A 24,481-nucleotide genomic window follows, 5' to 3' on the forward strand; every position below is an offset into this window, starting at 1 on the left:
GATCGGGGCGGCGGCGCGCGGGTCAGGGTGGCTCCCGGTCCGGCGGTGCCGGGGACGCCTCCCAGGCCGCCTCGGCCCCCTCGGGGGCGGGCAGCCGGATGGTGAACTCCGAACCGCGGCCCGGGGTGCTGCGCGCCTCGACGCGCCCGTCGTGCGCCTCGACGAGGTGCCGGGTGATGGCCAGGCCGAGCCCGCTGCCGCCGGTGGCGCGGCTGCGCGACGGGTCGGCGCGGTAGAAGCGGTCGAAGACGTGCGGCAGGTGTTCCGGGGCGATGCCGCGCCCGGTGTCGCTCACCGTCAGCAGCACCGTGTCGCCGGAGCGGCGCACCGCCACCTCGACCCGGCCGCCGGCCGGGGTGTGGGTGACGGCGTTGGACACCAGGTTGCCCAGGGCCTGGCGCAGCCGGGCCGGGTCGGCCCACACCGGAACGGGGTCCGCCGGCGCGTCCACCCGCAGCGCCACGCCCGACGATTCGGCCCTGGCCCGGTGCGCGGCCGCCGCCTGGCCGGCCAGGTCGGCGGCGTCCCGCTCCTCGGGGTGGATGCGCAGCATGCCCGCGTCGGCCAGCGCGAGGTCCTGCAGGTCGCACACCAGCCGCTCCAGCAGCGCGGCCTCCTCCCGGAGCGAGCCGATGAGCTCGGCGTCCAGCGGCAGCACGCCGTCCTCGGCGGCCTCCAGATGGCTGCGGACGTTGGCCAGCGGGGTGCGCAGCTCGTGCGCCACGTCGCTGACCAGGGCCTTGCGCTCCCGGTCGTGGCTCTCGATGGAGGCGGCCATGGTGTTGAACGCCTGTGCGAGCCGGGTCACCTCGTCGTCGCCGCGCGGCGGCACCGGCACCCGCGCCGTGTGGTCGCCCGAGCCCATCCGCTGGGCGGCGCCGGTCAGCGCGCGGATCGGGCGCACCAGGCGGCTGCCGGCCAGCACGGTGACCACGGCGGCCGCCAGCAGCACGGCCGCCACGGTGGCGGCGGTGCGCCACCAGCCCTCCGGGGAGAACGGTGCGAACCGGTCGCTGGTGCCGAGGTAGAGGTCGGCGGGCGGCGCGACATGCGGCCGCAGCGCGGCGATCTGGGCGTCCTCCTCGCAGGCCCGCCAGGCGGCCGAACGGGGCGCCTGCCGGCCGTCGACCACCGGCGGCCGCACCTTCCGCAGGCCGTTGGCGTCCGTGCCCAGCTCGTAGACCAGGCCCCGGCCGTCGAGGCAGTCGGTGGCCAACTCGACGGCCCGCTCGTTGATCGCGCGGGCCGCCGCGCTCGGCGTGTAGAGGCCCTCGGGCAGGCAGGAGCCGAGCCGCTCCCTGGACAGCGGGATCGCGGACCCGTCGCCGTCGGACGCGGCGAAGAACTGGGCGTCGCCCAGCAGCAGGTCGGTCGGGAACGCGCCCCGCCGCCCCGCCTCGTCGTCCGGCACGATGTCGGCGTCCACGCCCTCCGCGGCCAGGCAGTCCGTGGCGCTGTCCGCCAGCTCCCGCCGCTGCCGCGCCTCCTGTTCGGTCAGCCGCCAGGCCGAGTAGGCGAGGACCATCTGCAGCGGCAGGTCGTCGCCCCGATCCCCCCGCCACCCGGCGTCGGGCGCGGTGGTGACGATCGGCTCCGGCGGGTCGGCGGCGTCCACCCGGGCGGCGGGCGTGGACGGCCGCTCGGCCGGGCCCTGGCCGAGCAGTTCCGCGGAGTCGGCGATGGTCTCGCCGTCGGGCGTGGTGAGCGCGATCCGGCGCCCGGTGCGCTCGGCCAACTCCCGCACCAGGGGCGCGACGCCGGCCCAGTCGCGGTGCTCGCGGGCGTGGTCGAGGAGCGCGTCGCGGATGGAGCTGTCGGTGTCCAGCTGCGAGGCGTCGCTCTCCAGCTGTTCGCGGAGCTGGGTGCCGGTGCCGTAGGTGGCGAGCAGCGCGGTGGCGACCACGGCCAGCGAGGCGACGGCCAGCGACACGCACAGCAGCCGGACCCGCAGGCTACGACGCATGCCGGGGCTCCGGGACGGCCGCGCGCGCCGCGTCGCCCTCGCCCAGGTCCTCGGGCGCCGCCTCGTCCCTGGGCTCCGCCAGCTTGTAGCCGATGCCGTAGACCGTGAGCAGATAGCGCGGGCGGGTCGGAACGGGCTCGACCTTCCGGCGCAGGTTCATCACGTGCACGTCGATGGTGCGGGCGGTGGCGTCGCGGCCGAAGCCCGAGACGTGTTCCAGCAGCAGCTGCCGGGTGAACGCCCGTCCTGGCGAGGCCGCCAGGCAGGCCAGGATGGTGAACTCGGCCCGCGTGGTCTCCACCGCCGCGCCGTCGGCCCACACCTCGTGCCGGGCCGTGTCGATGACCAGCCCGCCGACCTGGTACCGCTCGGGCGCCGCGGTGGCGGCGCGCGCCGTGCGCCGGAGCACGCTGCGGACCCGGGCCACCAGTTCGCGCGGGCTGTACGGCTTGGTGAGGTAGTCGTCGGCGCCCAGCGCCAGGCCGAGCAGCAGGTCGTCCTCGCCGGCCCGGGCGGTGAGCATGATGATCGGGACGTCGCCACCGGCCGGCGGTCCGGTGCGGAGCACCCGGCACACGTCGAGGCCGTCCATCCGCGGCAGCATCAGGTCCAGCACCAGCAGGTCGGGCCGGCAGCGCCGGGTCTCGTCCAGGGCCGCCCGTCCGTCGTGAACGATCGCCGTGACGTGGCCCTCGCGTTCCAGGAAACGGCGGACCAGATCCGCGTTCTTGCGGTCGTCCTCGGCTATCAGAATGCGTGCTGGCATGCGGGAAGTCTCATCCCGAAAACATAAGAGCCGCCTAAAAAACGTCGGTCTGACGGAGATCTAACAACTTCCTGACCGGTGGTCGGCACCCTCGGCCGCAGTCGTTGACCTTCGCTGGTTGAGGAGATGAGTTCCGTGCGAAAGATCCGTCTGGTCGTGCCCGTCGCGCTGCTGGTGGTGAGCCTGACCGCCTGCGGCGGTGACGGGGGTGAGGACTCCGCCGCCGGCACCGGCGCCGAGGGCGGCGGCGACTCGCAGATATCCGTCGAGGACACGCTGCCCTGGTACGACTGCATGCGGGAGAACGGCGTCGACGTGCCCGACCCCGACCCGGACATGCCCGGCATCCGGCTGCCCGAGGGCGGGGAGGACGACCCCGAGGTACAGGCCGCGGTGGAGGCCTGCCAGGAGCACATGCCCGGCGGCGGCCCCGGCGCCCAGGAGGTGGACGCCGAGGGCCTGGAGTCGCTGCGCGCCTTCACCGCGTGCATGCGGGAGAACGGCGTCGACATGGCCGACCCCGACTCCACGGGCGCGTTGAGCATGCCGGAGGGCGTCGATCCCAACGGGCCCGAGTTCCAGGACGCGATCGGCGAGTGCCAGGAGCTGCTGGCCGGCACGCCGGTGATGTTCGGCGGGGGCGGCCGGTGAGCACGGTGCCGCACTCCGGCGCGCCGCACGAGCACGGCGGCCGGGAACGCGAGGCGGAGCCGGCCGCCGACCCCTACGCGGACTTCGACGCCGGGCTCGACGCCGGCCTCGACCCGGACCCGGACCACGAGCCGGAGGGCGGCCGCCGGGGGCGCCGCCGGGCCCGGCGGGGCGGGCTGGCGCTCGGCCTTCTGGTGCTGGTAGCCGCCGGCACCGGGACCGGCTACTGGCTGACCGGCCAGGACGCCACCGCGGACGAGACGGAGGAGGCGGCCGGGCCCGCCGCCACCGCCGAGGTCACCAGGCAGACCCTCGCGGCCACCGAGAGCTTCGGGGGCACGCTCGGCCACGGGGAGCCGCACACGGTGTCCACCGCCGGACAGGGGACCATCACCGGGCTGCCCGAGGCGGACTCCGCGATCGGGCGCGGCGACGAGCTGTTCCGGCTCGACGAGGAGCCGGTCACGGCCCTGTTCGGCTCCGTCCCGATGTACCGCGACCTGGCCGTCGGCGACACCGGCGTGGACGTCCGGCAGTTGGAGAACAACCTGGTCGAGCTCGGCTACACCGGCTTCACCGCCGACGACGAGTTCACCGCCGAGACCGAGGACGCGGTGCGGGCGTGGCAGGAGGACGTCGGCGCGGCCGGGACCGGCACGGTACCCGGCTCGTCCGTCGTCTTCGTGCCCCGCGGCGCCCGGGTCGACGCGCTGCACGCCGAGGTCGGCGGCGCGGTGGCCCCGGGCACGCCGGTGCTGGACTTCACGGGCTCCGACCAGATCGTCAGCCTGGAGGTCGACATGGACGACCGGGACGTGCTGCCCATCGACGGCCCGGTCACCGTGGAACTGCCGGACGGTCAGGAGGTCGCGGGCGTGGTGGCCGCCGTCGACGTGGCCCCGGCCGAGGCCGACCCGGCCGCCGGCGGCGCGGCGGAGGCGGGCGCGGCGGACGCGGTCGCCGAGGTCGAGGTCCGGCTGGACCAGCCGGTCGACGAGTCGCTGCTCGGCGGCCCGGTGGACGTGGTGGCCGAGGTCGACGAGCGCGCGGACGTGCTGGTCGTTCCGGTGAGCGCGCTGCTGGCCAGGTCCGGCGGCGGCTACGGCGTCGAGGCGGTGGCCGCCGACGGCACCACCGAGGTGGTGCCGGTGGACACCGGACTCTTCGCGAACGGCTACGTCGAGATCGAGGGCGAGGGCGTCGACGTGGGCACCGTGGTGGGGGTGGCTGGCCGGTGAGCGCGGCCACGGACACCCGCGCACGCCCGGGCGTCGGCGGGCCGGCGGACGACGCCGCGGGCGACCGGCCCGTCGTGCACCTCCGGCGGGTCCGCCGGGTCTATCCGGGCAGCCCGCCGGTGCGCGCGCTGGACGGCGTGGACCTGCGCATCGAGGCCGGCGAGATGGTCGGCATCGTCGGCCCGTCGGGCTCCGGCAAGTCCACGATGCTCAACGTGCTCGGCACCCTGGACCGCGCCGACTCCGGCGAGGTGCGCATCGACGGCCACGACGTGCACCGGCTGTCCGACCGGCAGCTGTCCGCCCTGCGGGCCCGCCGCATCGGCTTCGTCTTCCAGCAGTTCTTCCTCTCCCCCGGGGTGACCGCGCTGGACAACGTGGCCGACGGCCTCCTCTACACCGGGATGTCGCTGGCCCGCCGCCGGCGGATGGCCCGGCGGACGCTGCACCGGGTCGGGCTCGCGGACCGGACCCGCCACCGGCCGCACGAACTGTCCGGCGGGCAGCGACAGCGGGTCGCGGTGGCCCGCGCGCTGGTCGGCAGGCCGTCGCTGCTGCTGGCCGACGAGCCGACCGGCGCGCTGGACTCGGCGTCCGGCGCGGCGGTGCTGCGGCTGCTGCACGAACTGCACGCGGTCGGCACGACGATCGTGGTCATCACCCACGACCACGACGTGGCCGCCGCGCTGCCCCGGCAGGTGCACATCAGGGACGGCCGCATCGAGTCCGACGAGCGTTCGGCCGACGCGGGGAGGGTGCGGCGATGAGCGCCACCGTCCCCGAACCGTCCCGGCTGCGGCCCCGGGACACCGTCCGGGTGGCCGCCTCGGGACTCCGGGCCCGGCCGCTGCGGGTGGTGCTCTCCGCCCTCGGCATCGCGGTCGGCATCGCCGCCATGGTGTCCGTGGTCGGCATCTCCGCCAGCAGCCGGGAGGAGGTCAACGAGCGGCTGCGCGAGTTCGGCACCAACCTGCTGACGGTCACCCCGGGGCAGTCCTTCGCCGGCGACCGGGCGGAACTGCCGGCCGAGAGCGTGGAGATGGTGCGACGCCTCGACGGGGTCCAGACCGTCAGCGCGGTCGGGACGCTGAGCGACGCGGCGGTCTACCGCAACGACGCGATCGACGAGGCCGAGACCAACGCGCTCGCCGTCAGCGCGGCCCGCGTCGACCTGCTGGACACCGTGGGCGGCAGCGTCGCCGCCGGGCGCTGGCTGGACGCCGCGCTGGCCGCGTACCCGACGGTGGTGCTCGGCGACACGGCGGCCGAACTGCTCGGCATCTCGCCCGAACAGGCCGACGGCGGCGTCAACGTGTGGCTCGGCGGCGAGTGGTTCACGGTGGTCGGGGTCCTCGACCCGGTGCCGCTCGCGCCCGAGTTGGACAGCGCGGCGCTGATCGGCTGGGAGGCGGCCAACGAGCTGGCCGGCGAGGAGGTGCCACCCTCCACCCTGTACGAGCGGTCGGACGAGTCCGCCGTCGAGGCGGTGGCGGAGCTGCTGCCGGCCACCGTCAACCCGGAGGTGCCGTCCGAGGTGTCGGTGTCCCGGCCGTCCGACGCGCTGGCCGCACAGGAGGCGGCCGACGAGACGCTGACCACCCTGCTGCTCGCGCTCGGCGGCGTCTCGTTGCTGGTGGGCGGCATCGGGGTGGCCAACACCATGGTCATCGCGGTGCTGGAACGGCGCTCCGAGATCGGCCTGCGCCGCGCCCTGGGCGCCACCCGGGCCCACGTCCGCCGGCAGTTCCTCGGCGAGTCGGTGCTGCTCGCCGGCCTCGGCGGGGTCGGCGGGGCGCTGCTCGGCGGCGCGGTGACGGCGGCGTTCGCGGCCAGCCGGGACTGGCCGTTCGCGCTGCCGACCTGGGTGTTGGGTGGTGCGGCCGGCGCAACCGTGCTGGTGGGCGCGCTCGCGGGTGCGTATCCCGCAACGCGCGCCGCCCGGATGCCTCCGACCGCCGCGCTGTCCACCGCCTAGCGCGGGACCGCCCCGTCGGGGCCCGCGGCGTGCGGGGGACGCCGTGACCGAGGACCCCTGCCGCCCCCTCGTGAACTCCGCGGCAGGGGTCCTCGACCGTGCCGACCCTCGGTCAGCTGACCTCCAGCCAGAGGGCGGCCGAGCCGAAGAGGACGGCGAGCGCGCTCAGCACCGTCATGGCGACGTGCAGCCACGCGTCTGCGGGATAATGCGCGGTCGGCCAGGGACCGGTCCCCGTTTCGGGGCCCTGACCGGTGCTTTCCTCCCCGGAGCCGAGGTCGTGCCCGGGCTCCGGCGGCAGGTCGATGACGGCCCCGGGAAAGCCGAGCGGGACCGGGTCGGGCAGCTCCGGCGACTCCGCGCCCGCCGGGCGGGGGTCGCGACGGTCGGTGGACGGGACGGGCGGAGACGGCGGGGCCGGCGGCTGCGGCACCCGCGGCGGAAGTGCGCGGGTGGCACGGATAAGCATCGACATCTGACGCTCCTTGGCAAGCGTTCCGAGCCTTCCCCACCATGGTTGGCCCCGCCGATGCTCACGCGGGAGTTGACCAGCGTTGACTACTCTGGGAAAGAAGGTCAACACCACGGGGGAACAGACGGGGGAACGTCATGACCGACCTGTCACGCATCCATGTGTCACGCCCTGCCCGCCCGCAGCCCATCAACCGACAGTTCACCGACCCGCAGCCCATCGATCCGCACGGCACCGACCCGCACGGCACCGCCGCGTTCGCGACGCTGGCCCGCCGCGCGCTGCACGAGGGCGGCTACTCCATGCGCGCCGCCGCCCGCGCCATCAACTACGACCCCGCCTACCTGTCCCGGGTGCTGAACGGCAAGCAGCCGCCCTCGCCCAAGCTCGCCGCCTCCCTCGACCGGCTGCTGGACACCGGCGGGGTGCTCGGCGAGGCCCTCCGCCGCGGCCGGCCGGAGGAAGCTCCCGTCGTCGCGGAGGACATCCGCGGACGGCTGGTCCGGATCTGCCTCCGCCTGATGCACGACCCCCGCACCCCGGCCGGGCTCGCCGAACTGGCGCACCAGACCGCGCGCACGGTCTGCCGGGAGTTCCGCCCCGACGCCCAGGCCGACGGCCAGGCCACCGAACCGGTCGCCGAGCCGCGGCGGTTGGGCGAGGGCGGCTGGAGCGCTGGCTGAACCCGTACCGCCCGGAATTCCTCCCCGATCGGGGAACGGTTGGGCGGCACCGATGAGTTTCCCCCGCGACCGCGGTCTACCGGTCATCTCACCTCGCACCAGCGGGGGGAACCATCGAACGGAGCAGATCATGAGCCAGCACTCCTACACCCTGACCCGCGAGCTGAACGCCTCGGCCGCCGACATATTCACCGCCTGGACCGACCCCGCCCAGTACGAGGCGTGGAGCGGCGCGGCGCCCGGCTCCGTGGAGCAGGACGTCACCCCCGGCGGAAAGTGGCAGGCCGTCATGGTCACCCCGGACGGCCAGAGTTTCCCGCTGAGCGGCAGCTATCCGGAGGTGGAGCAGGACCGGCGGCTGGTCATCGCGATGGACGTGCCGCACAAGCCCGACCCCGAGCTGATGACCATGACCCTGGACGAGGGCACCGCCCCCGGCACCACCCGGATCACGATCACCCAGGCCTGCGACACCGAGGCCGAGCGCGACATGTCCGAGCAGGGCACCGGCATGCTGCTCGACTGGCTGACCACCTTCCTGGACAAGCGCTGACGGCCCGGAGGACGCCGACTTCAGGTGCCGCCGGGGGCGGCGCCTGGGTGCCCGGCGACGGGCGAGGGGTGCGCGGATCGCCCGACCGGGCGCGCCTCCCCGGTCCCGAGGGACCGGGGGAGGCTGGTCCGGGCGCCCCTGCCGCGGGTCGCCGGGGGAGCGCGGCCGGCCGCGTCAGCTCAGCGACGCGGTGACCGTGGCCACCTGGTGGGCCAGCGCCGCCCGGGCGGCGTCCGAGACCCGCCCCGGCCAGGGCCGTTCCACGATGCCGGCGAAGCGTTCGAGCGCCGCCACGGCCCGGTCGGTCCGGCCCCGGTCCAGGTGGCGTTCGGCCTCCTCGGCGGCGGCGGTCAGCCGCAGCGCGGCCAGCCTGTCCACCTCGCCGTTCTCGTGGTGCTCCGCCACCGAGTCGGCGAGCGCGGCGACGGCGCCCGGCGCGTGGAAGTCGGGCACCGGAACCTGCGACCAGTCGGTGTCGGAGGCGAGGTAGAAGCTCGGATACGACGGCTGGTTGTAGGTGGTCTGCTGGCGCGCCACCTCAGCCCGGTACTGCGGGTCGTGCATCAGCGTGTACATCTTGTGGTCGGTGACCTCGGTGCTGACGTAGACCCGCATCGCGTCCTGGTCGAGGGTGGGCAGGAACAACTCCTCCCGCCAGTCGCCGAACACGTCGGCGACCAGCGAGGGGTTGCCCTTCCACCAGTTGTTGGTGGTGGTGCCCTCGGCGGTCAGCAGGGTGCCGCGGGTCCAGTCGTCGATGGTCGGCGTCGTGTACGTCTCGGTCGTCGCGCCGTTGATCTGCTGGGTCGTCAGGTCGGCGGCCCAGCGGATGCTCTGGTTGCGGCCCGGGATGGTGTCCCCGAGCCGCTCGCCGGTCGCGCTCCACCTGCCGACGACACCGTCCGTGCCGTCCTCGGGCCCCGCGGCCCAGGTCTCGTAGCCCGGCAGCGTGGGGTCGATGTCGCCGATCATGCTGCGCGCGGTGTCCACGCCGGTGTAGCCGCCGAACAGCACCTCGCCGGTGGCGGCGTCGCGCATGCTGTAGCCGTAGGGCGCGTACGTGCCGCCCTCGTGGGAGGCGAAGATCTCCAGGCCCTCGCGGTTCGGGTCGATGTCGGTGACGTGCATGGAGTCGCCGTGTCCGAGCCGGACCGTCGCGCCCGGGTCCGCGCTGCCCTCGGGCAGTTCGTCGAACGAGCTGTAGAGCAGGTCGCCGTCGTCGTCCAGCGTGGCGGAGCCGTAGACGATCTCCTGCCGGCCGTCGCCGTCCACGTCCGCGGCGCTGAGCGAGTGAAAGCCCTGCGTCGTCAGCGTGGCGTACTCGGGGTTGGTGCCGTCGACGCCGTGCGGGCTGTCGTTGAACGGGTTGCCCATCGGGGTCCAGCCGCTGTCCGCGTACCACTCCTCGCGCAGGTGGTGGCCGTCCCAGCGGTAGGCGATGACGGTGGAGCGGGTGTAGTAGCCGCGGGCGAAGATCGCCGAGGGGTGCTCGCCGTCCAGGTAGGCCACCCCGGAGAGGAAGCGGTCCACCCGGTTGCCCGGCTCGATGCGGCTCATGGCGTAGTCGCCCCACATCAGCCCGTCGTCGTGACTGGCCGGCTTGTAGCGGATGGTCTCCAGCTCCGCGCCGGTGGCGCCGTCGAACACGGTCAGGTACTCGGGGCTCTCCAGCACGAAGCCCTCGAACGCGCGGAGTTGGTTGCGGCTGCTCCGGCTGGGCGCGTACACGTCCACGAAGTAGTCCACGAGCGACTCGGCGTCGGCGCGGGAGAGCGGGTAGTCGTAGGGCTCCCGGTCGGTGATGCCGAGGGCCTCCTCGATGGTGGCCGGCCAGTTGCCCGCGACCACCTCGGGGTGCTCGTCCCAGCCCTGGAAGACCTCGACCAGATGGTCGTAGTAGCCCTCGGCGCTGAGCCGGTAGTCGTCCTGGTGGGTGTAGCCCGCGCGGACGTCGGCCCGGGGCATGGTGACGTACTCCTCCGACGCGACGTCGCCGTCCGCGTCGTACCGGGTGATGCTGGTGCCCGGCGCGGTCTTCATCATCAGCTCGGCCCGGCCGTCGCCGTCGAAGTCGTAGACGGGGAACTGCGTGTAGTGCGCGCCGGAGCGGATGTTGACGCCGAGGTCGATCCGGTACAGCAGCGTGCCGTCGAGCTCGTAGGCGTCGATGTAGGTGTTGCCGGTGTAGCCGACCTGGGAGACGTCCTTGGAGTTCGACGGGTACCACTTCACGAGGTACTCGTAGGCGCCGTCGCCGTCCACGTCGCCGACGCTCATGTCGTTGGCGGTGTAGGTGTAGTCCTCGCCGGCGGGGGTGACGCCGTCCGCGGGGCGGGTCAGCGGTATCTCGTAGTAGCCGTCCGACCAGGCCGAGACGGGGTCGCTGAGGTCCACCTCGACGCCGTCCACGACCGCGGCCACCCGGTACTCGCCGCCGGAAGTGGCGTCGGCGTCCAGGTAGTTGGTGCTGTCGGTGACGGTGGCGACGCGCTCGCCGTCCCGGTAGACGTGGAAGTCGGCGCCGGCCATGCCCGTTTCGGTCGCGCCCGTCACCTCGCTGCCCAGCAGCCGCCAGCTCAGGAACACCCCCTCGCCGGTCTCCACGGCCACCAGCCCCCGGTCGAGTCGCTCCAGCTGGACGGCGTCGGACCCGCCGCCGTTCCCGTTCCCGCCGTCGGACCCGGCGGCCCCGGCCGCCGGTGCCCCGCCGGTCGCCGCCAGGCTCCCCGCGAGCAGCGGCGCCAGCAGCGCGGCCCTCCAGCCTCCGTGTCTGGCTCCCCGGTGTGTTCGTACGTGGTGCACGTCCTCGCCCTCCGAGCGTGAGTCGGCGCCTCGTCATTCATTGAGTCGTTTCAATAACGCCGACAGCGCGGGACGCTACGTACTCACCCACCGGCCGTCAATACATCGCGCGCCGAACGGCGTCAGCCCACGGGGAGGGCGCGGAGCGGGGCGTCGAGTTCGCTGGCGCAGACGTCGAGGAAGCCGTCCGGGTCGGGGCCCGCGTTCTGCGGCACCAGGCGGTCGAAGCCGGCCTCGGCGAACGCCTCGGCCGCCGCCACGGTACGGGCCGGGCCGGGGCCGCAGGCGAACTGCCGGAGCACGTCCTCCTCGCGGACCGTCGTGGTGGCGGCGGCGATCCGCGCCGCGCGCGGCCCGCCGGCCGCCACGGCGATCGCCGGCGGCTCCTTCGGCAGGTCGAACAGCCGCGCGTCCTCGAGCCGCAGGGGCCCGCGCCCGACGACGTGGCCGGGCAGCGCCCGGCGCGTTTCCGGGACCGTGCGCGGGGCGTCCCGTTCACCGGGACGGAACGCGCACGATGTCACTTGGCGGGCCGGATCAGCGAGTGCCCGAGCCTAGGCCCTGTCCGGCGGATCTTCGCGGGCGCGCGCCGGGGCGGACGGGTCGGCGTGCAGCTGGATCGCCTGGTTCAGCACCAGGTAACCAGGTAAAGGGCCATCGGCTCGAACATCGCCTGCTCCGGATCGGCGTCCGCCGGCAGTTCGCCCGCCGCGACGGCGAGCCGGAGGTCCTGGACCGGGCGCCGGCGCCAGAGCAGCAGCCGGGCCGCCGCGCGCGTCGAACTCCACCGACACCGTGGTGAACAGGCAGCCGCCGGGGAACGCCTGGCCGCCGGCGTCGTCGCCCTCCCCCAGGCCCTCGGGGGCCTGGGAGGTGCCCCCATGGCGAACCTGCGGATCATCGAGTCCGTGGTGCGCCAGCTCGACCTGGCGCCGGACGCGGTCGTCGCCCGGGACGTCGTGGACTCGGGCAACACCTCCGCCGCGTGCGTTCCGCTCGCCCTGTCCAAGCTCGTCGAGCGCCGCGAACTCCCCGTCGGCGCGCTCGTGCTGCTGCTCAGCTTCGGCGGCGGCCTGTCCTGGGCCGGCCAGGTCGTCGCCTGCCCCTGACCGCCTTCCGCGCCGGGAGTAATCGCCGTGCGCGGACGAGCACGCCCCGACTACCGTCGGCCGGATGACGGACGACGCGACCGAGCTGACCCTGCAGGACGCCCCGCACCGCCGCGTCGTCCGGATCGGCGACACCGTGCGCCGGCCGTCCAGCCCTGGACGCCGGCGGTGCACGCCCTGCTCCGGCACCTGGAGTCGGTCGGCTTCCCGTACGCGCCGCGCGTCCTCGGCCTCGACGCCGAGGGCCGGGAGATCCTCAGCCACATCGACGGCGACGCGGGACCGCTGGGCTGGGCCCCGATCGTGCCCGACGACGGCCTGGCCGCGTTCGCCCGCCTGCTGCGCGACTACCACGACGCCGCCGCCGGCTTCACGCCGCCGGACGACGTCGCCTGGGCCGTCGGCACCGGCGGCGCCGGCGACGGCCAGGTGATCTGCCACGGCGACTTCGGCCCGTGGAACGTCGTCTGGCGCGACCACCGCCCGGTCGGCCTCATCGACTGGGACTTCGCCCACCCGGCGGCACCGCTGCACGACGTGGCGTACGCGCTGGAGTACGCGGCCCCGTTCCGGGACGACGCCGAAGCGTTGCGCTGGCTGCGCTACCCGGAGCCACCGAACCGCCGCCTGGGGGTACCTCCCAGGCCCCCAGGGCCTGGGGGAGGGTCGAACTCTTCTGCGCCGCCTACGGGCTGACCTCCACCGACGGCATCGTCGACGCGGTCGCCGATGCCCAGCGCGCCACCCGTGCCATCGCGGCCGACCTGGCGGCCCGAGGCCACGAACCCCAGGCCACCTGGGCCGCCAACGGCCACCTCGACGAACTCCGGACCCGCATCGACTGGACCCTGTCCCACCGCCACCTGGTCGAGTGACGGCGCGCTACCCACTTTTTTGTGGGTACTTGGCGGCGCGGGCCAGCGGGGAGACCCTGGTGGGGGCGGTCGAGGGGCCGGCCGGGAGACGGCGGAAGGGCAGGGTGACGGCGAGGTGACGCGTCAGGAGGCGGGCTCGGCCTCGGTGAGCATCTCCAGGCGGCGGTGGCCCCAGTCGGAGAGGGGGGCGAGCGCCTCGGAGAGGTCTCGACCGAACCCGGTCAGGGAGTAGACGGTCTTCAGCGGCAGCACGTCGTGCACCTCCCGGTGCACGAGCCCGTCGGTCTCCATCTCGCGGAGCGCCTGAGTCAGCACCTTCTCGCTGAGTCCCGGCAGCCGCCGGCGCAGTTCGCCGGGACGCTGCGGGCCCGATTCCAGCAGCCAGAGCAGCGCCGTCTTCCACTTGCCGTCGATCACGGCGATCGCGGCGGTCACTCCACAGACGTTCGGATCACGGGCACGTCCGCGCGTCATATGCGCCCCTTTTGTTGCTGTTCATACCGATTACCAAGGAGAGGGATCATGTCCTCGCACACCGAACACACCGACCAGTCTGCCGTCACCGTGCTCGGCCTCGGTCCGATGGGTCGGGCCCTGGCGGGCGCGTTCCTGGAGGCCGGCCTGCGCGTCGCGGTCTGGAACCGGACGCCGGGCCGGGACCGGGAGCTGGTCGAGCGCGGGGCGGTCGGCGCGGGATCGCCCGAGGAGGCGGTCGCCGCGAGCCCGCTGACCGTGGTCTGCGTGGTGAACTACGACGCCGCCGACGCCGTGCTGCGGCGCGCGGCGGTCGCCGACGCGCTGAAGGGCCGCACGGTGGTGAACCTCACCGCCGACACCCCCGACCGGGCCCGGGACGCCGCGACGTGGGCCGCCGCGCACGGCGTTCGTTACCTGGACGGCGCGATCATGACCCCGACCACCACCATCGGCACGCCGGCCGCGGTGTTCCTGCACAGCGGCCCGCGGGACCTCTACGCCGAGCACCGGCCGGTGTTGGACGCGCTGGGCGGCAGCCACACCCACCTCGGCGAGGAGATCGGCCGGGCGGCGGCGTACGACATCGCGCTGCTCGACATCTTCTGGACCGCGATGGCCGGCTACGCGCACGCCCTGGCCGTGGCGCGGGCGGAGGGCGTCACCGCGACGGAACTGGCGCCGTTCGCCAGGGGCATCGGCGAGATCATCCCGCCGTTCATCGAGGAGCTCGCCGAGGGCGTGGACCGGGGCGACTACTCCGGCGACGTCAACCCGATCACCTCGGCGGCCTCCTCCATGGCCCACATCGTGCACGCCTCCGAGGCGCACGGCATCGACGCGAGCGTGATGCGCGCCGCCGAGGGCCTGGCCCGCCGCGTCATCGGCCTCGGCCACGGCACGGACGGCTTCATCCGCGTCACGGAGCTCCTCAGCCGCCGCTAGGTCACGACCCAGCCTCGCTACCCCAGGCGGGCCGCGAGGATCGAGACGCGCACATCCTCCACGTACGGCGCGGGTGGCAGCGCCTCGCGGAGGCGGGTGGCGAAGGCCGGGCGGTCGGCGGCGGTCGGGAGTGCGTCGACGGGCATCGCGGAGTACACGCCGCCGACGAGATCGTCGAAGGTCAGCTCGTCGCGGTAGTCCACCGCGATCTCCCGCACCCCCTCGAAACCCGCGGCTTCCAGGGCGCCGGCGTACCGCTCGCGGTCCGCCGGGCCCGTCCCGCAGGTGGCCGTGAGCCGCTGGCCGAGGTGGTCCTCCAGGAACGATCGCAACGCGCGCGACCAGTCGGTGCCGTGCAGCCAGGCGGGTTCGCCGTTCGCGACCACGGCGACGCCGCCGCCGATCCGCGTCAACGACGCGAGCACGCGGAAGAGTTCGTCGTGGTCCATCCAGTGCAACGCCTGCCCGATGACCGTCGCGCCCAGCCCGCGCCGGTTGAGCAGCACACCGGCGGCGGGCACGTCGGTGTCGGCGCCCAGCACCCAGGTGATGTTCCGCACGCCCCGCGCGGCGGCCGTCTCCCGGGCCAGCCGGAGCATGTCCGCCTCGGGGTCCATCCCCACCACCGATCCGACCCGTTCGGCGAGCGGCACCGCGAGCTGCCCCGTGCCGCACCCGAGGTCCAGCACGACATCGTCACCGTCGAGCGCGAACGCGTCCTGGATCGCGTCGAGAACGGCCGGCGGATACCCCCGCCGAAACCGCGCGTAGTACTCGGCGACCTCGCCGCCAAATCCCAGAGCCATGCCCACCACCCTGGCAGGAGGGACGCCGATCAGCCCAGCCGTCCCGCGCGTTACTCGCTGACAGCAGATCCCGCTGGTGCCTCCTTGTGCCGGACTCCGGCAGACCGCCGCTATCCCAGACGTTCCTCGGCGAGGAAGTTGAGGAAAGGGGACCAGGCGGAGTCCCGGATGAGGAGGATCGACCCGGCGCGGTCCTTGGAGTCCCGCACCGGCACGAGGCCGGGAACCCCGTCCGCGACCTCGACGCAGTTCCCGCCGTTGCCGTTGCTGTGGCTGGATGTGCGCCAGGCTGCGGTGCCCACTTCGTTCTTCGTCATGGTTCGTCGTAGCCTCTCGCCACCGATTCGATCAGCTCAAGGGACGCCGCCGGCGGCAGCGCGGCGGACCTGAGCAGATCGTCGACGGGTTGACCGCTGTGCTCGACCTCGAAACACGCCACAGACGGCGCATGGGCCGACCGCCTTGAGGAGGTCAGAACTCGACGAGGCCGTGCAGGTCGATCTCGATCGGGAACGGCACGTCCGTCTTGAGGGTGCGCCTGTGCGTTGCGCGATCCGGAGCCGGGGCGAAGGTGCCAACCTCGTGGTGGCGCCAGAACTCGTGCACCACGGGGAAATGGTCGTCGCCGCGCTCGACGCGCCAGTAGTGCGGGACGCCGGCCTCGGCCAGGATGCCGGGCTTCTGGAAGCGGTCCTCCTGACGTGAACCGGGCGAAACCACCTCGATGACGAGCCGCACGTTCTCGACCGGGACGCACTCCAAGGTGAAGATGTCCAGACCGGTACTGTCGAACACGACGACGTCCGGCTTGAGAACCGTGTCCTCGGCGATCATGACGCAGTGCTCGGCCTCGACGGCCAGCGGGGTACGCCGTGCGTTGAACAGATGGCCGTAGAGCCGGTTACGCACCCGGTCGTGCCACAGCTTGGTCATTCCTCGAGGCCTGATCTTTCCCCACACCAGCTCCCAGTCGAACGGCAGGTCCAGGTCCTTGACCTGGTCGTATGTCCAGCCCTCTTCGGGAGGCAGCATCCAGTTCTCCGGAGTGGCCTGCACTGGACGCCGCTCTGTCATCAGCGCTCCCATGACGGTCAGGGTGGTCGAGCCATGCGGATCATGTCCTCGGTCTGACCGTATCCCCACCGGAAGTGATGAGCGAGCGGATCGCCGTTGACGCCGGGGGCGGGTCAGGTGAACGAGACGGCGGGGCCCGTGAACGCCGCGGTGGTGTCCGCCGCCCGCCGGGGCTCAGCCGTCGCGGCGGGGGCGGCGGGCGCGCCAGAGGAGGAAGGCCGCGCTGGTCAGGGCGGCCATGCGGAGCAGCATGCCCCAGTGGTCGGCGAGGGCGTCGCCGGCCGCGCCCTCCACGAGGGGCTCGCCCCAGTAGCCGTTGGCCCGGCCGAACAGCCACAGCCCGTACCCGCCGGCGACCAGTCCCGGCCCGCCGAACGTGGCCCACTGGGCCTCGCGCCGGCTGAGCCGCGGGGACCAGTAGGCGAGGGCCCAGCCGAGGCCGAGGGGGTAGATGGAGCCGGCGACCGCGCCGGCCACCAGCAGCACGACGCCGAGCAGCTCGAACGGGCCGCCGACCCGGCCGGTGGCGAACGCCTGCCGGGCGATGCGGCGCAACGGGCGAGGGCGGGGGCGGGTGGGGGCCGCCGCGGGCTCCGCCTCGCGGGGCGCCTCGTCGAAGTCGTCGTACTCGTACTCGTCGTAGTCGCCGTCGTCGTAGCGCTCGTCCCGGCCCCGGCCCCGGCCATCGTCCCGGTCCGAGTCCTTGTCCAGCGGAACGCGTCGCCGCGGCCGGCGCGCCGCCCGTTCGTCCTCGTCCGGCTCCTCGGACTCGGGGCGCAGCAGCTCGGGGATCACGCCGCCGAAGAAGCGGCCGACCTGGCCGTCCCGCCAGGTGTCCACCCGGGGCGCCTCCACCCGGCCCGGCGGCAGGTCGAGCGGCTGGTCGAGTGGCTGGTCGAGCTGGTCGAAGGGCTCCTCCGCCGACCCGCCGCGGTCGGCCGTACGGCGGTCCTCCTCCCGCGACCGCCCGGCCCGGTCCGACCGCTCCGACCTGGGCGCGGGCACCGGCCTCGGCGGCGTGGCGGGCGCGGATGCGGGGCCCCGCGAGGGCGCGGTGGGCGAGTCCGCCGCCGCGGCGACCACGTCCTCGGGCCGGCCGATCCGGCCGAGGATGCGCCGCACCTCCCGGTTGCTCTCCGCGCCGCCCGCCGCCGCCCGGCGCTGGCCGATCTCGTCGCGCAACCGGTTCACCAGGGCGGCGCGTTCGGCGGCGGACATGCTGGTGCCGTGCGCCAGGTCGCCGACCCGGCTCAGATAGTCGTAGACCAGCTTCTCGTCCTCGACGCCCATCCGACTCCCACGCTCCGCGCCCGGGTTCGCGGTCCGTCCCGCGCACCACCGCCACGATGCTAGCCAGTACCGACCGGCGCCCGCAGGCCCAGCGCGGGACCGAGGGAAAACCTGCGGGAACGCCGTTGTTCATCGGGGGTTCACCGATAGCCGTGCAACGCGCTACCCAGGGCTCGTTTGATGTGAACGTCCCTGCCGGACACCCCACACATGCCCCCAGGGAGTCGGACCATGGCGAGTGGCCCTTCGACATCCAGCACGGCCGTCGCGGCCCAGCGCCACGGCCTGGAAGCACGGGGAGCGCTGGGAGCGGGACGGCTGGCGGGACTCGAGGACGGTATGGACGACGCGATGGGCCCGGCCGCCGCCCGGATACCGCTCGGTTCGAACCCCGTGGTGCTGCTCGCCGACGCGGACGAGCGGATCAGGCAGGGACTCACCGCCCAACTCGCCAAGTACCAGGTGTCGGTGGTGCACTGCGCGGACGGCGCGGTGACGCTGCTGGAGGCCGGGCTGCGCAAGCCGGACGTGCTGCTGGTGTCGGCCGAGCTGCCGGTGGTGGACGGCACGACCGTGCTGCGGCTGGTGCGGCGGCGACTGTCGATCCCGGTGGTGCTGGGCGTGGGGCCCGAGGACACCGCCCAGGTCGGGCCGGCGCTGGCGGCGGGGGCGAGCGCCTGCGTGGCCCGCCCGTACCGGCCGCGCGAGGTGGCGCAGCTGCTGAGTCTGGCGGACCGGGGGAACCGGGGCTGGGACCAGCCGCTGGTGTGCGGGCCGCTGACGCTGGACCCGAGCACGTACGAGGTGCGGATGCACGGCGTGTCCACGGCGCGGCTGCCGTTGCGGGAGTTCCAGCTGCTGCACCTGCTGATGCTGCACGCGGAGAAGGTGATCACGCGTGACCGGATCCGTGCGGAGCTGTGGGGTGACGGGGCGCGGCGCTCGAACACCATCACCGTTCACATTCGCCGCCTCAGGGAACGGCTCGGCGACGACCCGCACCACCCGGAGATCATCCAGACGGTGCGCGGTGTGGGCTACCGGCTGGTGCCGCCGGGCAGCTGACCGGCGGGCCTCCGCCCTGGTCTCAGTCGGGTGACACCTTCCTTAACGATTCTGATTCTTTTTGTGAAACTACAGGTTCCGTTGAACCTATCTTTCTGTTCACCTTCTGGCCCTCACCGCTTCGCTGGCCGCTCCTACGTTGCCCAGGACGCTTCAAGTCATCCAACGCGTTCCAGCCGGCTGGCTGGCGTTCAGAAGGAGCAATGGCCATGCGCAAGTGGCGCGCCAAGTCCGCCGTGATCGTAGCGGTGTCCGCCCTGGCCCTGGCGGCCTGCAGCAGCGACAACGAGGAAGCAAACGGCGACGGCGGCACGGACGGCGGGTCCTCGGGCCTGTCCGGCACCCTCGACGGCGTGGGCGCCAGCTCGCAGCAGGCCGCGCAGGAGGCCTGGGTGGTCGGGTTCAACGGGACCAACCCCGACGTCCAGATCAACTACAGCCCCGACGGCTCCGGTGCCGGCCGCGAGCAGTTCGCCGCCGGCGGCAGCGACTTCGGTGCCACCGACTCGTACCTCACGGACGACGAGGGCGAGCTGTCCGCCGCGACCGAGCGCTGCACCGACGTGGTCGAGGTCCCGCTGTACGTCTCGCCGATCGCCGTGGTCTTCAACCTGGAGAACGTCGACTCGCTGAACCTCCAGCCGGCCACCATCGCGCAGATCTTCAACCAGGAGATCACCAACTGGAACGACCCGGCCATCGCCGAGGACAACCCGGACGTCGACCTGCCCGACCAGGCGATCACCCCGGTGAACCGCTCCGACGAGTCGGGCACCACCGAGAACTTCGTCGAGTACCTGTCGATCACCGCCCCCGACGACTGGACGCACGAGGTCAGCGGCGACTGGCCGGTGTCCGGCGGCGAGTCCGCGCAGGGCACGTCCGGTGTGGTGAGCGCCGTCGAGGGCGCCCAGGGCACCATCGGCTACGTGGACGCCAGCCAGGCCGGCGACCTGGGCACCGCCGCCATCGGCGTCGGTGAGGAGTTCGTCGAGTACTCGCCGGAGGCCGCGGCCGCCGTGCTGGAGGTCTCGGAGCGGGTCGAGGGCCGCGGCGAGCACGACTTCGCGTACGACCTGGCCCGGGACACCACCGAGGCCGGCGTCTACCCGATCGTCCTGGTCTCCTACGGCCTGGCCTGCACCACCTACGACGACGCGGACACCGGCGAGCTGGTGCGCGAGTACTTCTCGTACATCATCAGCGAGGAGGGCCAGGCGACGAGCGCGGACCGCGCCGGCTCCGCCCCCATCTCCGACGAGCTGCGGCAGCAGATCCAGCCCGCCGTGGACGCGATCGGCACCGGCTCCGGCTCCTGACCGTCGCGACGCCTCCCCAGGTCCGGGCGGTCCCCTTCGGGGCGACCGCCCGGACAGCGGCCGTCCAGACCTGAAATCCCCGCCCCACACACCACGATGCCCGCCCCACACACCACGATGAAAGGGAGCACGGTGGCGTCCACCAAGAACGGATACGCGCGCAGCCGGGGAGCGCCGCAGCGCGTGGGGGACCGGATATTCTCCGGGACCGCGACCGGAGCCGGCGTCCTCATCCTCGTCATCCTCGCCGGCGTCGCCGCGTTCCTGGTCACCGAGGCGTGGCCGGCGCTGTGGGCGCCCGCCGAGGACATCGGCGACGACGGCGACGGCATCATCCTCTATATGTGGCCGCTGCTGTTCGGCACGCTGCTGGCCGCGTTCCTGGCCCTGCTGATCGCCGCGCCGCTGGCCGTGGCGATCGCGCTGTTCATCACGCACTTCGCGCCCCGCCGGCTGGCCACCGGCCTCGGCTACCTCGTCGACCTGCTGGCCGCCGTGCCCAGCATCATCTTCGGCCTGTGGGGCAGCGCCGAACTGGCGCCGATGACGGTCGGGCCGACCGAGTGGCTGTCGGAGAACCTCGGGTTCATTCCGCTCTTCGACGGCCCGGCCTCGCAGACCGGCCGCACCATGCTGGTCGCGGCCATCGTGCTCGCCGTCATGATCCTGCCGATCGCCACCGCCATCATCCGCGAGGCGTTCCTGCAGACGCCGGCGCTGCACAAGGAGGCCTCGCTGGCGCTCGGCGCGACGCGCTGGGAGATGATCCGGATGTCGGTGCTGCCGTTCGGCCGCTCGGCGATCGTCGGCGGCCTGATGCTCGGGCTCGGCCGCGCGCTCGGCGAGACCATGGCCGTCGCGATCGTGCTGTCGGCGTCCGCGGGCGTCGTCACCTTCGACCTGATCAGCAACGGCAACCCGTCGACGATCGCGGCCAACATCGCGCTCGACTTCCCCGAGTCCTCCGGCATCGACATCAACACGCTGATCGCCTCCGGACTCGTCCTCTTCGTCGTCACGCTCGCCGTCAACATGGCGGCGCGCGCGGTGATCAACCGGCGTCGCGAATTCTCGGGGGCCAACTGATGTCCACCTCCCTGCAGAAGCACGAGCACGACGACGAGGCTGCCGACCTGCTGCTGGCGTCGGCCGTCCCGCTCACCCACGGCTCGCTGCCCCGCCGGGCCGCGCCCGCCACGCTGCTGGTCGTCGTGGCGCTCGCCGTCGCCGGCTTCCTGGCCGGCCTGGCGCCCGCGCTCTGCGCGGTCTTCGCCGCGGTCGGCTACACGGTGGTCGTCTACGCCTGGTCGCGGCGCGTCGAGGGCCCTCGTAAGGCCACCGACCGGCTGGTGACGGCGGTGGTCACCTCGGCGTTCCTGCTGGCGCTGCTGCCGCTGGTGTCGGTCGTCCTCACCGTGCTGGAGCGTGGCCTGGCGCGGCTCGACTCCGACTTCCTCAACAACTCGATGCTCGGCATCGTCGGCGAGGGCGGCGGCGCGCACCACGCCATCATGGGCACGCTGATCATCACCGGCATCGCCGCGGCGATCTCGGTGCCGGTGGGCCTGATGACCGCGATCTACCTGATCGAGTACGGGCGGGGGCGGCTGGCCAGGTCCATCACCTTCTTCGTCGACGTGATGACCGGCATCCCCTCCATCGTGGCCGGCCTGTTCGCGTACGCGCTGTTCGAGCTGTTCCTCGGCCCGGGCACCAAGATGGGCATCATCGGCTCGGTCGCGCTGAGCGTGCTGATGATCCCGGTGGTGGTGCGCTCCACCGAGGAGATGCTGAAGCTGGTGCCGAACGAGCTGCGCGAGGCGTCGTACGCGCTGGCGGTGCCGAAGTGGCGGACGATCACCAAGGTCGTGCTGCCCACCGCGATCGCGGGCATCGCGACCGGCGTCACCCTGGCCATCGCCCGGGTGATCGGCGAGACCGCGCCGCTGCTGATCACGGTCGGCAACCCGACGGGCGACAACTTCAACCCCTTCGACGGCCAGATGCAGACGCTGTCGGTGTTCGCCTACAACAGCTACGCGCACCCGGGCCTCGAGAAGGAGGCGTACCTCGACCGCGCGTGGGCGGCGGCCCTGCTGCTGATCATCATCGTCATGGCGCTGAACCTCGTCGCCCGCCTCATCTCCCGCTTCTTCGCCCCCAAGACCCGCGGCTAGCTAAGGACTCACTGTGGCCAAGCGCATCGAGGTCCAGGGCCTCGACATCTACTACGACAAGTTCCTCGCCGTGCAGGGCGTGACCATGACCATCGAGCCGCGGGCGGTGACCGCCCTGATCGGCCCGTCGGGCTGCGGCAAGTCCACGTTCCTGCGCACCCTGAACCGGATGCACGAGCTGGTGCCGAACGCCCGGGTCGAGGGCAAGGTGCTGATGGACAACGAGGACCTCTACGGGTCGAACGTCGACCCGGTGAACGTCCGCCGGCACATCGGCATGGTCTTCCAGCGGCCCAACCCGTTCCCCACGATGTCGATCTACGACAACGTGGCGGCCGGCCTGAAGCTGAACAGCAAGCGGATGAAGAAGTCCGCGCTGGACGACCTGGTGGAGAAGTCGCTGCGGTCCGCCAACCTCTGGGAGGAGGTCAAGGACCGGCTGGGCAAGCCGGGCTCCGGCCTGTCCGGCGGCCAGCAGCAGCGGCTGTGCATCGCCAGGGCCGTCGCCGTGGCGCCCGACGTGCTGCTGATGGACGAGCCCTGCTCGGCGCTCGACCCGATCTCCACCCAGGCCATCGAGGACCTGATCCTGGAGCTCAAGGCCGAGTACACGATCGTCATCGTCACGCACAACATGCAGCAGGCCGCCCGGGTCAGCGACACCACCGGCTTCTTCAACCTGCGCGCCATCGGCGAGCCGGGCGGCCTGGTGGAGGTCGACGACACCACGAAGATCTTCTCCAAGCCCAGCAACCGGGCCACCGAGGACTACATATCGGGCCGCTTCGGCTGAGCCAGGCACCACGCACGCCCCGCGGACCTCAAGCGCGTAAGGACGGAACGGGTCCATGCAGACGCGGCTCGTCAGGGCGGCATCCCGTGGCGGGATGGCCGCCCTGGCCCTCGGCACACTCGTCTCCCTGCTGTCCCTGACCACGCTGACCGGCTGCCGGCCCGGCGGCGACGGCGGCGACGGCGCCCTGACCCGGGGCTCCCTCTCCGGGCAGCTGTCCGGCTCGGGGGCGACGTTCCCCGACCCGGTGTTCCAGGAGTGGCTGGACCACTACACCGGCAGCGTCGAGACCGGCGTCGCGATCGACTACCGGGCGGTCGGCTCCGGCGGCGGGATCGAGCAGTTCCTCGCCCAGAGCGTGGACTTCGGCTCGTCCGAGCGCTACCTCCAGGCCAGCGAGCTGGCCGTCGCCCGGGACGTGCGCGGCTGCCCGGCGGTGCAGTTCCCCGTGCTCTTCGGCTCGGTGGTCATCGCGCTCAACGATCCGGCGCTGGACGACATGGTGCTCACCGCCGACGTGCTGGCTCGCATCTACGACCGGCAGATCACCCGCTACGACGATCCGGCGCTGGTCGCCCTCAACCCGGACCTCGACCTGCCGGACGAGGAGATCAGGCCCGTGCACCGCTCCGACGGCTCGGGCACCACCTACGTGCTCAGCCACTACCTGACCGAGGAGGTCCCGTTCTGGGCCGACGAGTACGCCGAGGGCACGGACATCGGCTGGCACGCCGGCACGCTGGAGGGCGAGGGCAACGAGGGCGTCGCGGGCACCGTGCTGGACAGCGCGGGCGGCCTCGGGTACGTCAACCAGTCCTACGCGCTGGAGCACGACCTGGCCACCGCGCGGGTGGTGAACGCCGACGGGCACGCGATCGAGCCGACCCTGGAGGCCACCACCATCGCCTCGGAGGAGGCGGAGGCGGACATCCCGGACAACTTCCAGTTCAACGTGGACGGCGTCGGCGGCCAGGGCTACCCGATCGTCGGCGCCACCTGGATCCTCGCCTACAGCTGCGGCTACGCCGAGGAGGTGGGCACGCTGCTCCGGGACTTCTGGGACTGGGCGGTCAACGACACGCGGGCCGCCGCGGTCGCGGAGGACCTCGGCTACGCCCGGATGGGCCCGGAACTGCGGGACCGGGTCACCGAGGAGATCCGGCGCGTCAACGCGGACTAGGCCCGGCGGGGCGCGGCCGGTCCAGCCGCCCGCCGCGGATCGCGGCGAGGAGCGCGGCCAGCCGCACCGCCGTGGTGCGCAGCATCGCCGTGGGAGGGGCGTCGCTCTCCCGCAGCAGCAGCCCTCGGCCGTCGCGCGCCAACTCCACGCAGCTCTCGCCGCCGCCACCGGAGTACGAGGAGCGCTGCCACTCCCACCGTCCGGCTCCGCTCGTGGCCCCGCCGTTCCTGGCCCCGCCGTTCCTGGCTCCGCCGCTCATGGCATCCCCGCT

General features: G+C 73.3%; 24 protein-coding genes and 2 pseudogenes. 15 read left to right on the forward strand and 11 right to left on the reverse strand.

Features of this window, described 5'->3' with window-relative positions; all coding sequences use genetic code 11:
• Positions 1 to 22 precede the first annotated feature (22 nt).
• Positions 23 to 1,963 carry an ATP-binding protein gene (locus tag ABGB06_RS08545; RefSeq protein ID WP_347586940.1) on the reverse strand — a complete coding sequence of 647 codons (1,941 nt, stop codon included), beginning with the start codon at positions 1,961 to 1,963 and terminating at the stop codon, positions 23 to 25.
• Positions 1,953 to 2,729: a response regulator transcription factor gene (locus ABGB06_RS08550; protein WP_347586942.1), complete on the reverse strand. Its 777-nt coding sequence runs from the start codon at positions 2,727 to 2,729 to the stop codon at positions 1,953 to 1,955. Before ABGB06_RS08550 ends, ABGB06_RS08545 begins: the two co-directional genes overlap by 11 nt.
• Positions 2,730 to 2,864: 135 nt before the next feature.
• Here ABGB06_RS08550 and ABGB06_RS08555 point away from each other — a divergent pair, with 135 nt between their 5' ends.
• From ABGB06_RS08555 to ABGB06_RS08570, 4 genes are all read left to right on the forward strand, one after another.
• Complete coding sequence (locus tag ABGB06_RS08555) at positions 2,865 to 3,380, forward strand: hypothetical protein (protein WP_347586944.1); 516 nt, start codon at positions 2,865 to 2,867, stop codon at positions 3,378 to 3,380.
• Entirely contained in the window at positions 3,377 to 4,618 is a 1,242-nt protein-coding gene (locus ABGB06_RS08560) for a peptidoglycan-binding domain-containing protein (RefSeq protein ID WP_347586946.1), read from the forward strand. The genes ABGB06_RS08555 and ABGB06_RS08560 overlap by 4 nt, the downstream gene beginning before the upstream one ends.
• Positions 4,619 to 4,737: 119 nt before the next feature.
• A complete protein-coding gene (locus tag ABGB06_RS08565) occupies positions 4,738 to 5,385 on the forward strand; it encodes an ABC transporter ATP-binding protein (RefSeq protein WP_347587526.1) in 648 nt (215 codons plus the stop codon).
• Positions 5,382 to 6,593 (forward strand): ABC transporter permease, encoded by a 1,212-nt coding sequence (locus ABGB06_RS08570; RefSeq protein WP_347586948.1) that lies wholly within the window; start codon positions 5,382 to 5,384, stop codon positions 6,591 to 6,593. The genes ABGB06_RS08565 and ABGB06_RS08570 overlap by 4 nt, the downstream gene beginning before the upstream one ends.
• Before the next feature lie 112 nt (positions 6,594 to 6,705).
• Here the strand turns inward: ABGB06_RS08570 and ABGB06_RS08575 are convergent, their stop codons facing one another.
• A complete protein-coding gene (locus ABGB06_RS08575; RefSeq protein WP_347586950.1) occupies positions 6,706 to 7,068 on the reverse strand; it encodes a hypothetical protein in 363 nt (120 codons plus the stop codon).
• Between the two features lie 134 nt (positions 7,069 to 7,202).
• Here ABGB06_RS08575 and ABGB06_RS08580 point away from each other — a divergent pair, with 134 nt between their 5' ends.
• Positions 7,203 to 7,748: a helix-turn-helix transcriptional regulator gene (locus ABGB06_RS08580; RefSeq protein WP_347586952.1), complete on the forward strand. Its 546-nt coding sequence runs from the start codon at positions 7,203 to 7,205 to the stop codon at positions 7,746 to 7,748.
• A gap of 130 nt (positions 7,749 to 7,878) precedes the next feature.
• Positions 7,879 to 8,301 (forward strand): SRPBCC domain-containing protein, encoded by a 423-nt coding sequence (locus tag ABGB06_RS08585; protein WP_347586954.1) that lies wholly within the window; start codon positions 7,879 to 7,881, stop codon positions 8,299 to 8,301.
• 174 nt (positions 8,302 to 8,475) lie between these two features.
• Here the strand turns inward: ABGB06_RS08585 and ABGB06_RS08590 are convergent, their stop codons facing one another.
• Positions 8,476 to 11,103: a rhamnogalacturonan lyase gene (locus ABGB06_RS08590; protein WP_347586956.1), complete on the reverse strand. Its 2,628-nt coding sequence runs from the start codon at positions 11,101 to 11,103 to the stop codon at positions 8,476 to 8,478.
• A 122-nt stretch (positions 11,104 to 11,225) separates the two neighbouring features.
• A pseudogene (locus ABGB06_RS08595) lies at positions 11,226 to 11,528 on the reverse strand (hypothetical protein); the annotation flags it as partial.
• Positions 11,529 to 11,987: 459 nt separating this feature from the next.
• Here ABGB06_RS08595 and ABGB06_RS08600 point away from each other — a divergent pair.
• Together ABGB06_RS08600 and ABGB06_RS08605 are read left to right on the forward strand one after the other, a co-directional pair.
• Positions 11,988 to 12,212 (forward strand): annotated as a pseudogene (locus ABGB06_RS08600) (3-oxoacyl-[acyl-carrier-protein] synthase III C-terminal domain-containing protein); the annotation flags it as partial.
• 168 nt (positions 12,213 to 12,380) lie between these two features.
• The gene (locus ABGB06_RS08605; RefSeq protein ID WP_347586958.1) at positions 12,381 to 12,908 is read left to right on the forward strand and encodes an aminoglycoside phosphotransferase family protein; all 528 of its coding nucleotides are present in this window, start codon (positions 12,381 to 12,383) and stop codon (positions 12,906 to 12,908) included.
• Between the two features lie 302 nt (positions 12,909 to 13,210).
• On the opposite strand, the gene ABGB06_RS08610 is transcribed toward ABGB06_RS08605, so the two are convergent.
• A complete protein-coding gene (locus ABGB06_RS08610) occupies positions 13,211 to 13,561 on the reverse strand; it encodes a helix-turn-helix domain-containing protein (RefSeq protein WP_347586960.1) in 351 nt (116 codons plus the stop codon).
• A gap of 48 nt (positions 13,562 to 13,609) precedes the next feature.
• On the opposite strand from ABGB06_RS08610, the gene ABGB06_RS08615 reads away from it, so the two are divergent.
• Complete coding sequence (locus ABGB06_RS08615; protein WP_347586962.1) at positions 13,610 to 14,506, forward strand: NAD(P)-binding domain-containing protein; 897 nt, start codon at positions 13,610 to 13,612, stop codon at positions 14,504 to 14,506.
• Positions 14,507 to 14,523: 17 nt separating this feature from the next.
• Here the strand turns inward: ABGB06_RS08615 and ABGB06_RS08620 are convergent, their stop codons facing one another.
• The 4 genes from ABGB06_RS08620 to ABGB06_RS08635 all read right to left on the reverse strand — a co-directional run bounded on the left by ABGB06_RS08620 (position 14,524) and on the right by ABGB06_RS08635 (position 17,676).
• A complete protein-coding gene (locus ABGB06_RS08620; protein WP_347586964.1) occupies positions 14,524 to 15,312 on the reverse strand; it encodes a methyltransferase domain-containing protein in 789 nt (262 codons plus the stop codon).
• 110 nt (positions 15,313 to 15,422) lie between these two features.
• Positions 15,423 to 15,629 (reverse strand): DUF397 domain-containing protein, encoded by a 207-nt coding sequence (locus ABGB06_RS08625; protein ID WP_347586966.1) that lies wholly within the window; start codon positions 15,627 to 15,629, stop codon positions 15,423 to 15,425.
• Between the two features lie 154 nt (positions 15,630 to 15,783).
• Positions 15,784 to 16,398, reverse strand: coding sequence for a Uma2 family endonuclease (locus ABGB06_RS08630; RefSeq protein WP_347586968.1), 615 nt, complete (start codon positions 16,396 to 16,398; stop codon positions 15,784 to 15,786).
• Positions 16,399 to 16,560: 162 nt separating this feature from the next.
• The gene (locus tag ABGB06_RS08635) at positions 16,561 to 17,676 is read right to left on the reverse strand and encodes a hypothetical protein (RefSeq protein ID WP_347586970.1); all 1,116 of its coding nucleotides are present in this window, start codon (positions 17,674 to 17,676) and stop codon (positions 16,561 to 16,563) included.
• Positions 17,677 to 17,907: 231 nt separating this feature from the next.
• Between ABGB06_RS08635 and ABGB06_RS08640 the strand changes: the two genes are divergently transcribed.
• From ABGB06_RS08640 to pstS (ABGB06_RS08665), 6 genes are all read left to right on the forward strand, one after another.
• The gene (locus tag ABGB06_RS08640) at positions 17,908 to 18,741 is read left to right on the forward strand and encodes a response regulator transcription factor (RefSeq protein WP_347586972.1); all 834 of its coding nucleotides are present in this window, start codon (positions 17,908 to 17,910) and stop codon (positions 18,739 to 18,741) included.
• A 209-nt stretch (positions 18,742 to 18,950) separates the two neighbouring features.
• On the forward strand, positions 18,951 to 20,060 hold the full coding sequence (gene pstS / locus ABGB06_RS08645) for a phosphate ABC transporter substrate-binding protein PstS (RefSeq protein ID WP_347586974.1): 1,110 nt from the start codon (positions 18,951 to 18,953) through the stop codon (positions 20,058 to 20,060).
• A gap of 132 nt (positions 20,061 to 20,192) precedes the next feature.
• Positions 20,193 to 21,146 (forward strand): phosphate ABC transporter permease subunit PstC, encoded by a 954-nt coding sequence (gene pstC, locus ABGB06_RS08650; protein ID WP_347586976.1) that lies wholly within the window; start codon positions 20,193 to 20,195, stop codon positions 21,144 to 21,146.
• Positions 21,146 to 22,237 (forward strand): phosphate ABC transporter permease PstA, encoded by a 1,092-nt coding sequence (pstA, locus tag ABGB06_RS08655; RefSeq protein WP_347586978.1) that lies wholly within the window; start codon positions 21,146 to 21,148, stop codon positions 22,235 to 22,237. Before pstC ends, pstA begins: the two co-directional genes overlap by 1 nt.
• Positions 22,238 to 22,250: 13 nt before the next feature.
• Complete coding sequence (gene pstB, locus ABGB06_RS08660; protein ID WP_347586980.1) at positions 22,251 to 23,030, forward strand: phosphate ABC transporter ATP-binding protein PstB; 780 nt, start codon at positions 22,251 to 22,253, stop codon at positions 23,028 to 23,030.
• A 55-nt stretch (positions 23,031 to 23,085) separates the two neighbouring features.
• A complete protein-coding gene (pstS, locus tag ABGB06_RS08665) occupies positions 23,086 to 24,210 on the forward strand; it encodes a phosphate ABC transporter substrate-binding protein PstS (protein ID WP_347586982.1) in 1,125 nt (374 codons plus the stop codon).
• On the opposite strand, the gene ABGB06_RS08670 is transcribed toward pstS (ABGB06_RS08665), so the two are convergent.
• Positions 24,197 to 24,469, reverse strand: a complete 273-nt coding sequence (locus tag ABGB06_RS08670) for a DUF397 domain-containing protein (protein ID WP_347586984.1) — start codon at positions 24,467 to 24,469, stop codon at positions 24,197 to 24,199. The two genes, pstS (ABGB06_RS08665) and ABGB06_RS08670, sit on opposite strands and share 14 nt — an antisense overlap.
• Positions 24,470 to 24,481: the final 12 nt, after the last annotated feature.

Origin of the sequence: Streptomyces sp. B6B3, from assembly GCF_039871525.1 — a bacterium.
Lineage (GTDB): Bacteria > Actinomycetota > Actinomycetes > Streptomycetales > Streptomycetaceae > Streptomyces.

What these genes read in the sequence shown, in the direction of transcription:
- ABGB06_RS08545 (WP_347586940.1), bottom strand. Translation starts at nt 1,963, where the DNA reads ATGCGTCGTAGCCTGCGGGTCCGGCTGCTGTGCGTGTCGCTGGCCGTC.
- ABGB06_RS08550 (WP_347586942.1), bottom strand. Translation starts at nt 2,729, where the DNA reads ATGCCAGCACGCATTCTGATAGCCGAGGACGACCGCAAGAACGCGGAT.
- ABGB06_RS08570 (WP_347586948.1), top strand. Translation starts at nt 5,382, where the DNA reads ATGAGCGCCACCGTCCCCGAACCGTCCCGGCTGCGGCCCCGGGACACC.
- ABGB06_RS08575 (WP_347586950.1), bottom strand. Translation starts at nt 7,068, where the DNA reads ATGTCGATGCTTATCCGTGCCACCCGCGCACTTCCGCCGCGGGTGCCG.
- ABGB06_RS08580 (WP_347586952.1), top strand. Translation starts at nt 7,203, where the DNA reads ATGACCGACCTGTCACGCATCCATGTGTCACGCCCTGCCCGCCCGCAG.
- ABGB06_RS08585 (WP_347586954.1), top strand. Translation starts at nt 7,879, where the DNA reads ATGAGCCAGCACTCCTACACCCTGACCCGCGAGCTGAACGCCTCGGCC.
- ABGB06_RS08610 (WP_347586960.1), bottom strand. Translation starts at nt 13,561, where the DNA reads ATGACGCGCGGACGTGCCCGTGATCCGAACGTCTGTGGAGTGACCGCC.
- ABGB06_RS08615 (WP_347586962.1), top strand. Translation starts at nt 13,610, where the DNA reads ATGTCCTCGCACACCGAACACACCGACCAGTCTGCCGTCACCGTGCTC.
- ABGB06_RS08620 (WP_347586964.1), bottom strand. Translation starts at nt 15,312, where the DNA reads ATGGCTCTGGGATTTGGCGGCGAGGTCGCCGAGTACTACGCGCGGTTT.
- ABGB06_RS08625 (WP_347586966.1), bottom strand. Translation starts at nt 15,629, where the DNA reads ATGACGAAGAACGAAGTGGGCACCGCAGCCTGGCGCACATCCAGCCAC.
- ABGB06_RS08630 (WP_347586968.1), bottom strand. Translation starts at nt 16,398, where the DNA reads ATGGGAGCGCTGATGACAGAGCGGCGTCCAGTGCAGGCCACTCCGGAG.
- ABGB06_RS08635 (WP_347586970.1), bottom strand. Translation starts at nt 17,676, where the DNA reads ATGGGCGTCGAGGACGAGAAGCTGGTCTACGACTATCTGAGCCGGGTC.
- ABGB06_RS08640 (WP_347586972.1), top strand. Translation starts at nt 17,908, where the DNA reads ATGGCGAGTGGCCCTTCGACATCCAGCACGGCCGTCGCGGCCCAGCGC.
- pstS (WP_347586974.1), top strand. Translation starts at nt 18,951, where the DNA reads ATGCGCAAGTGGCGCGCCAAGTCCGCCGTGATCGTAGCGGTGTCCGCC.
- pstA (WP_347586978.1), top strand. Translation starts at nt 21,146, where the DNA reads ATGTCCACCTCCCTGCAGAAGCACGAGCACGACGACGAGGCTGCCGAC.
- pstS (WP_347586982.1), top strand. Translation starts at nt 23,086, where the DNA reads ATGCAGACGCGGCTCGTCAGGGCGGCATCCCGTGGCGGGATGGCCGCC.
- ABGB06_RS08670 (WP_347586984.1), bottom strand. Translation starts at nt 24,469, where the DNA reads ATGAGCGGCGGAGCCAGGAACGGCGGGGCCAGGAACGGCGGGGCCACG.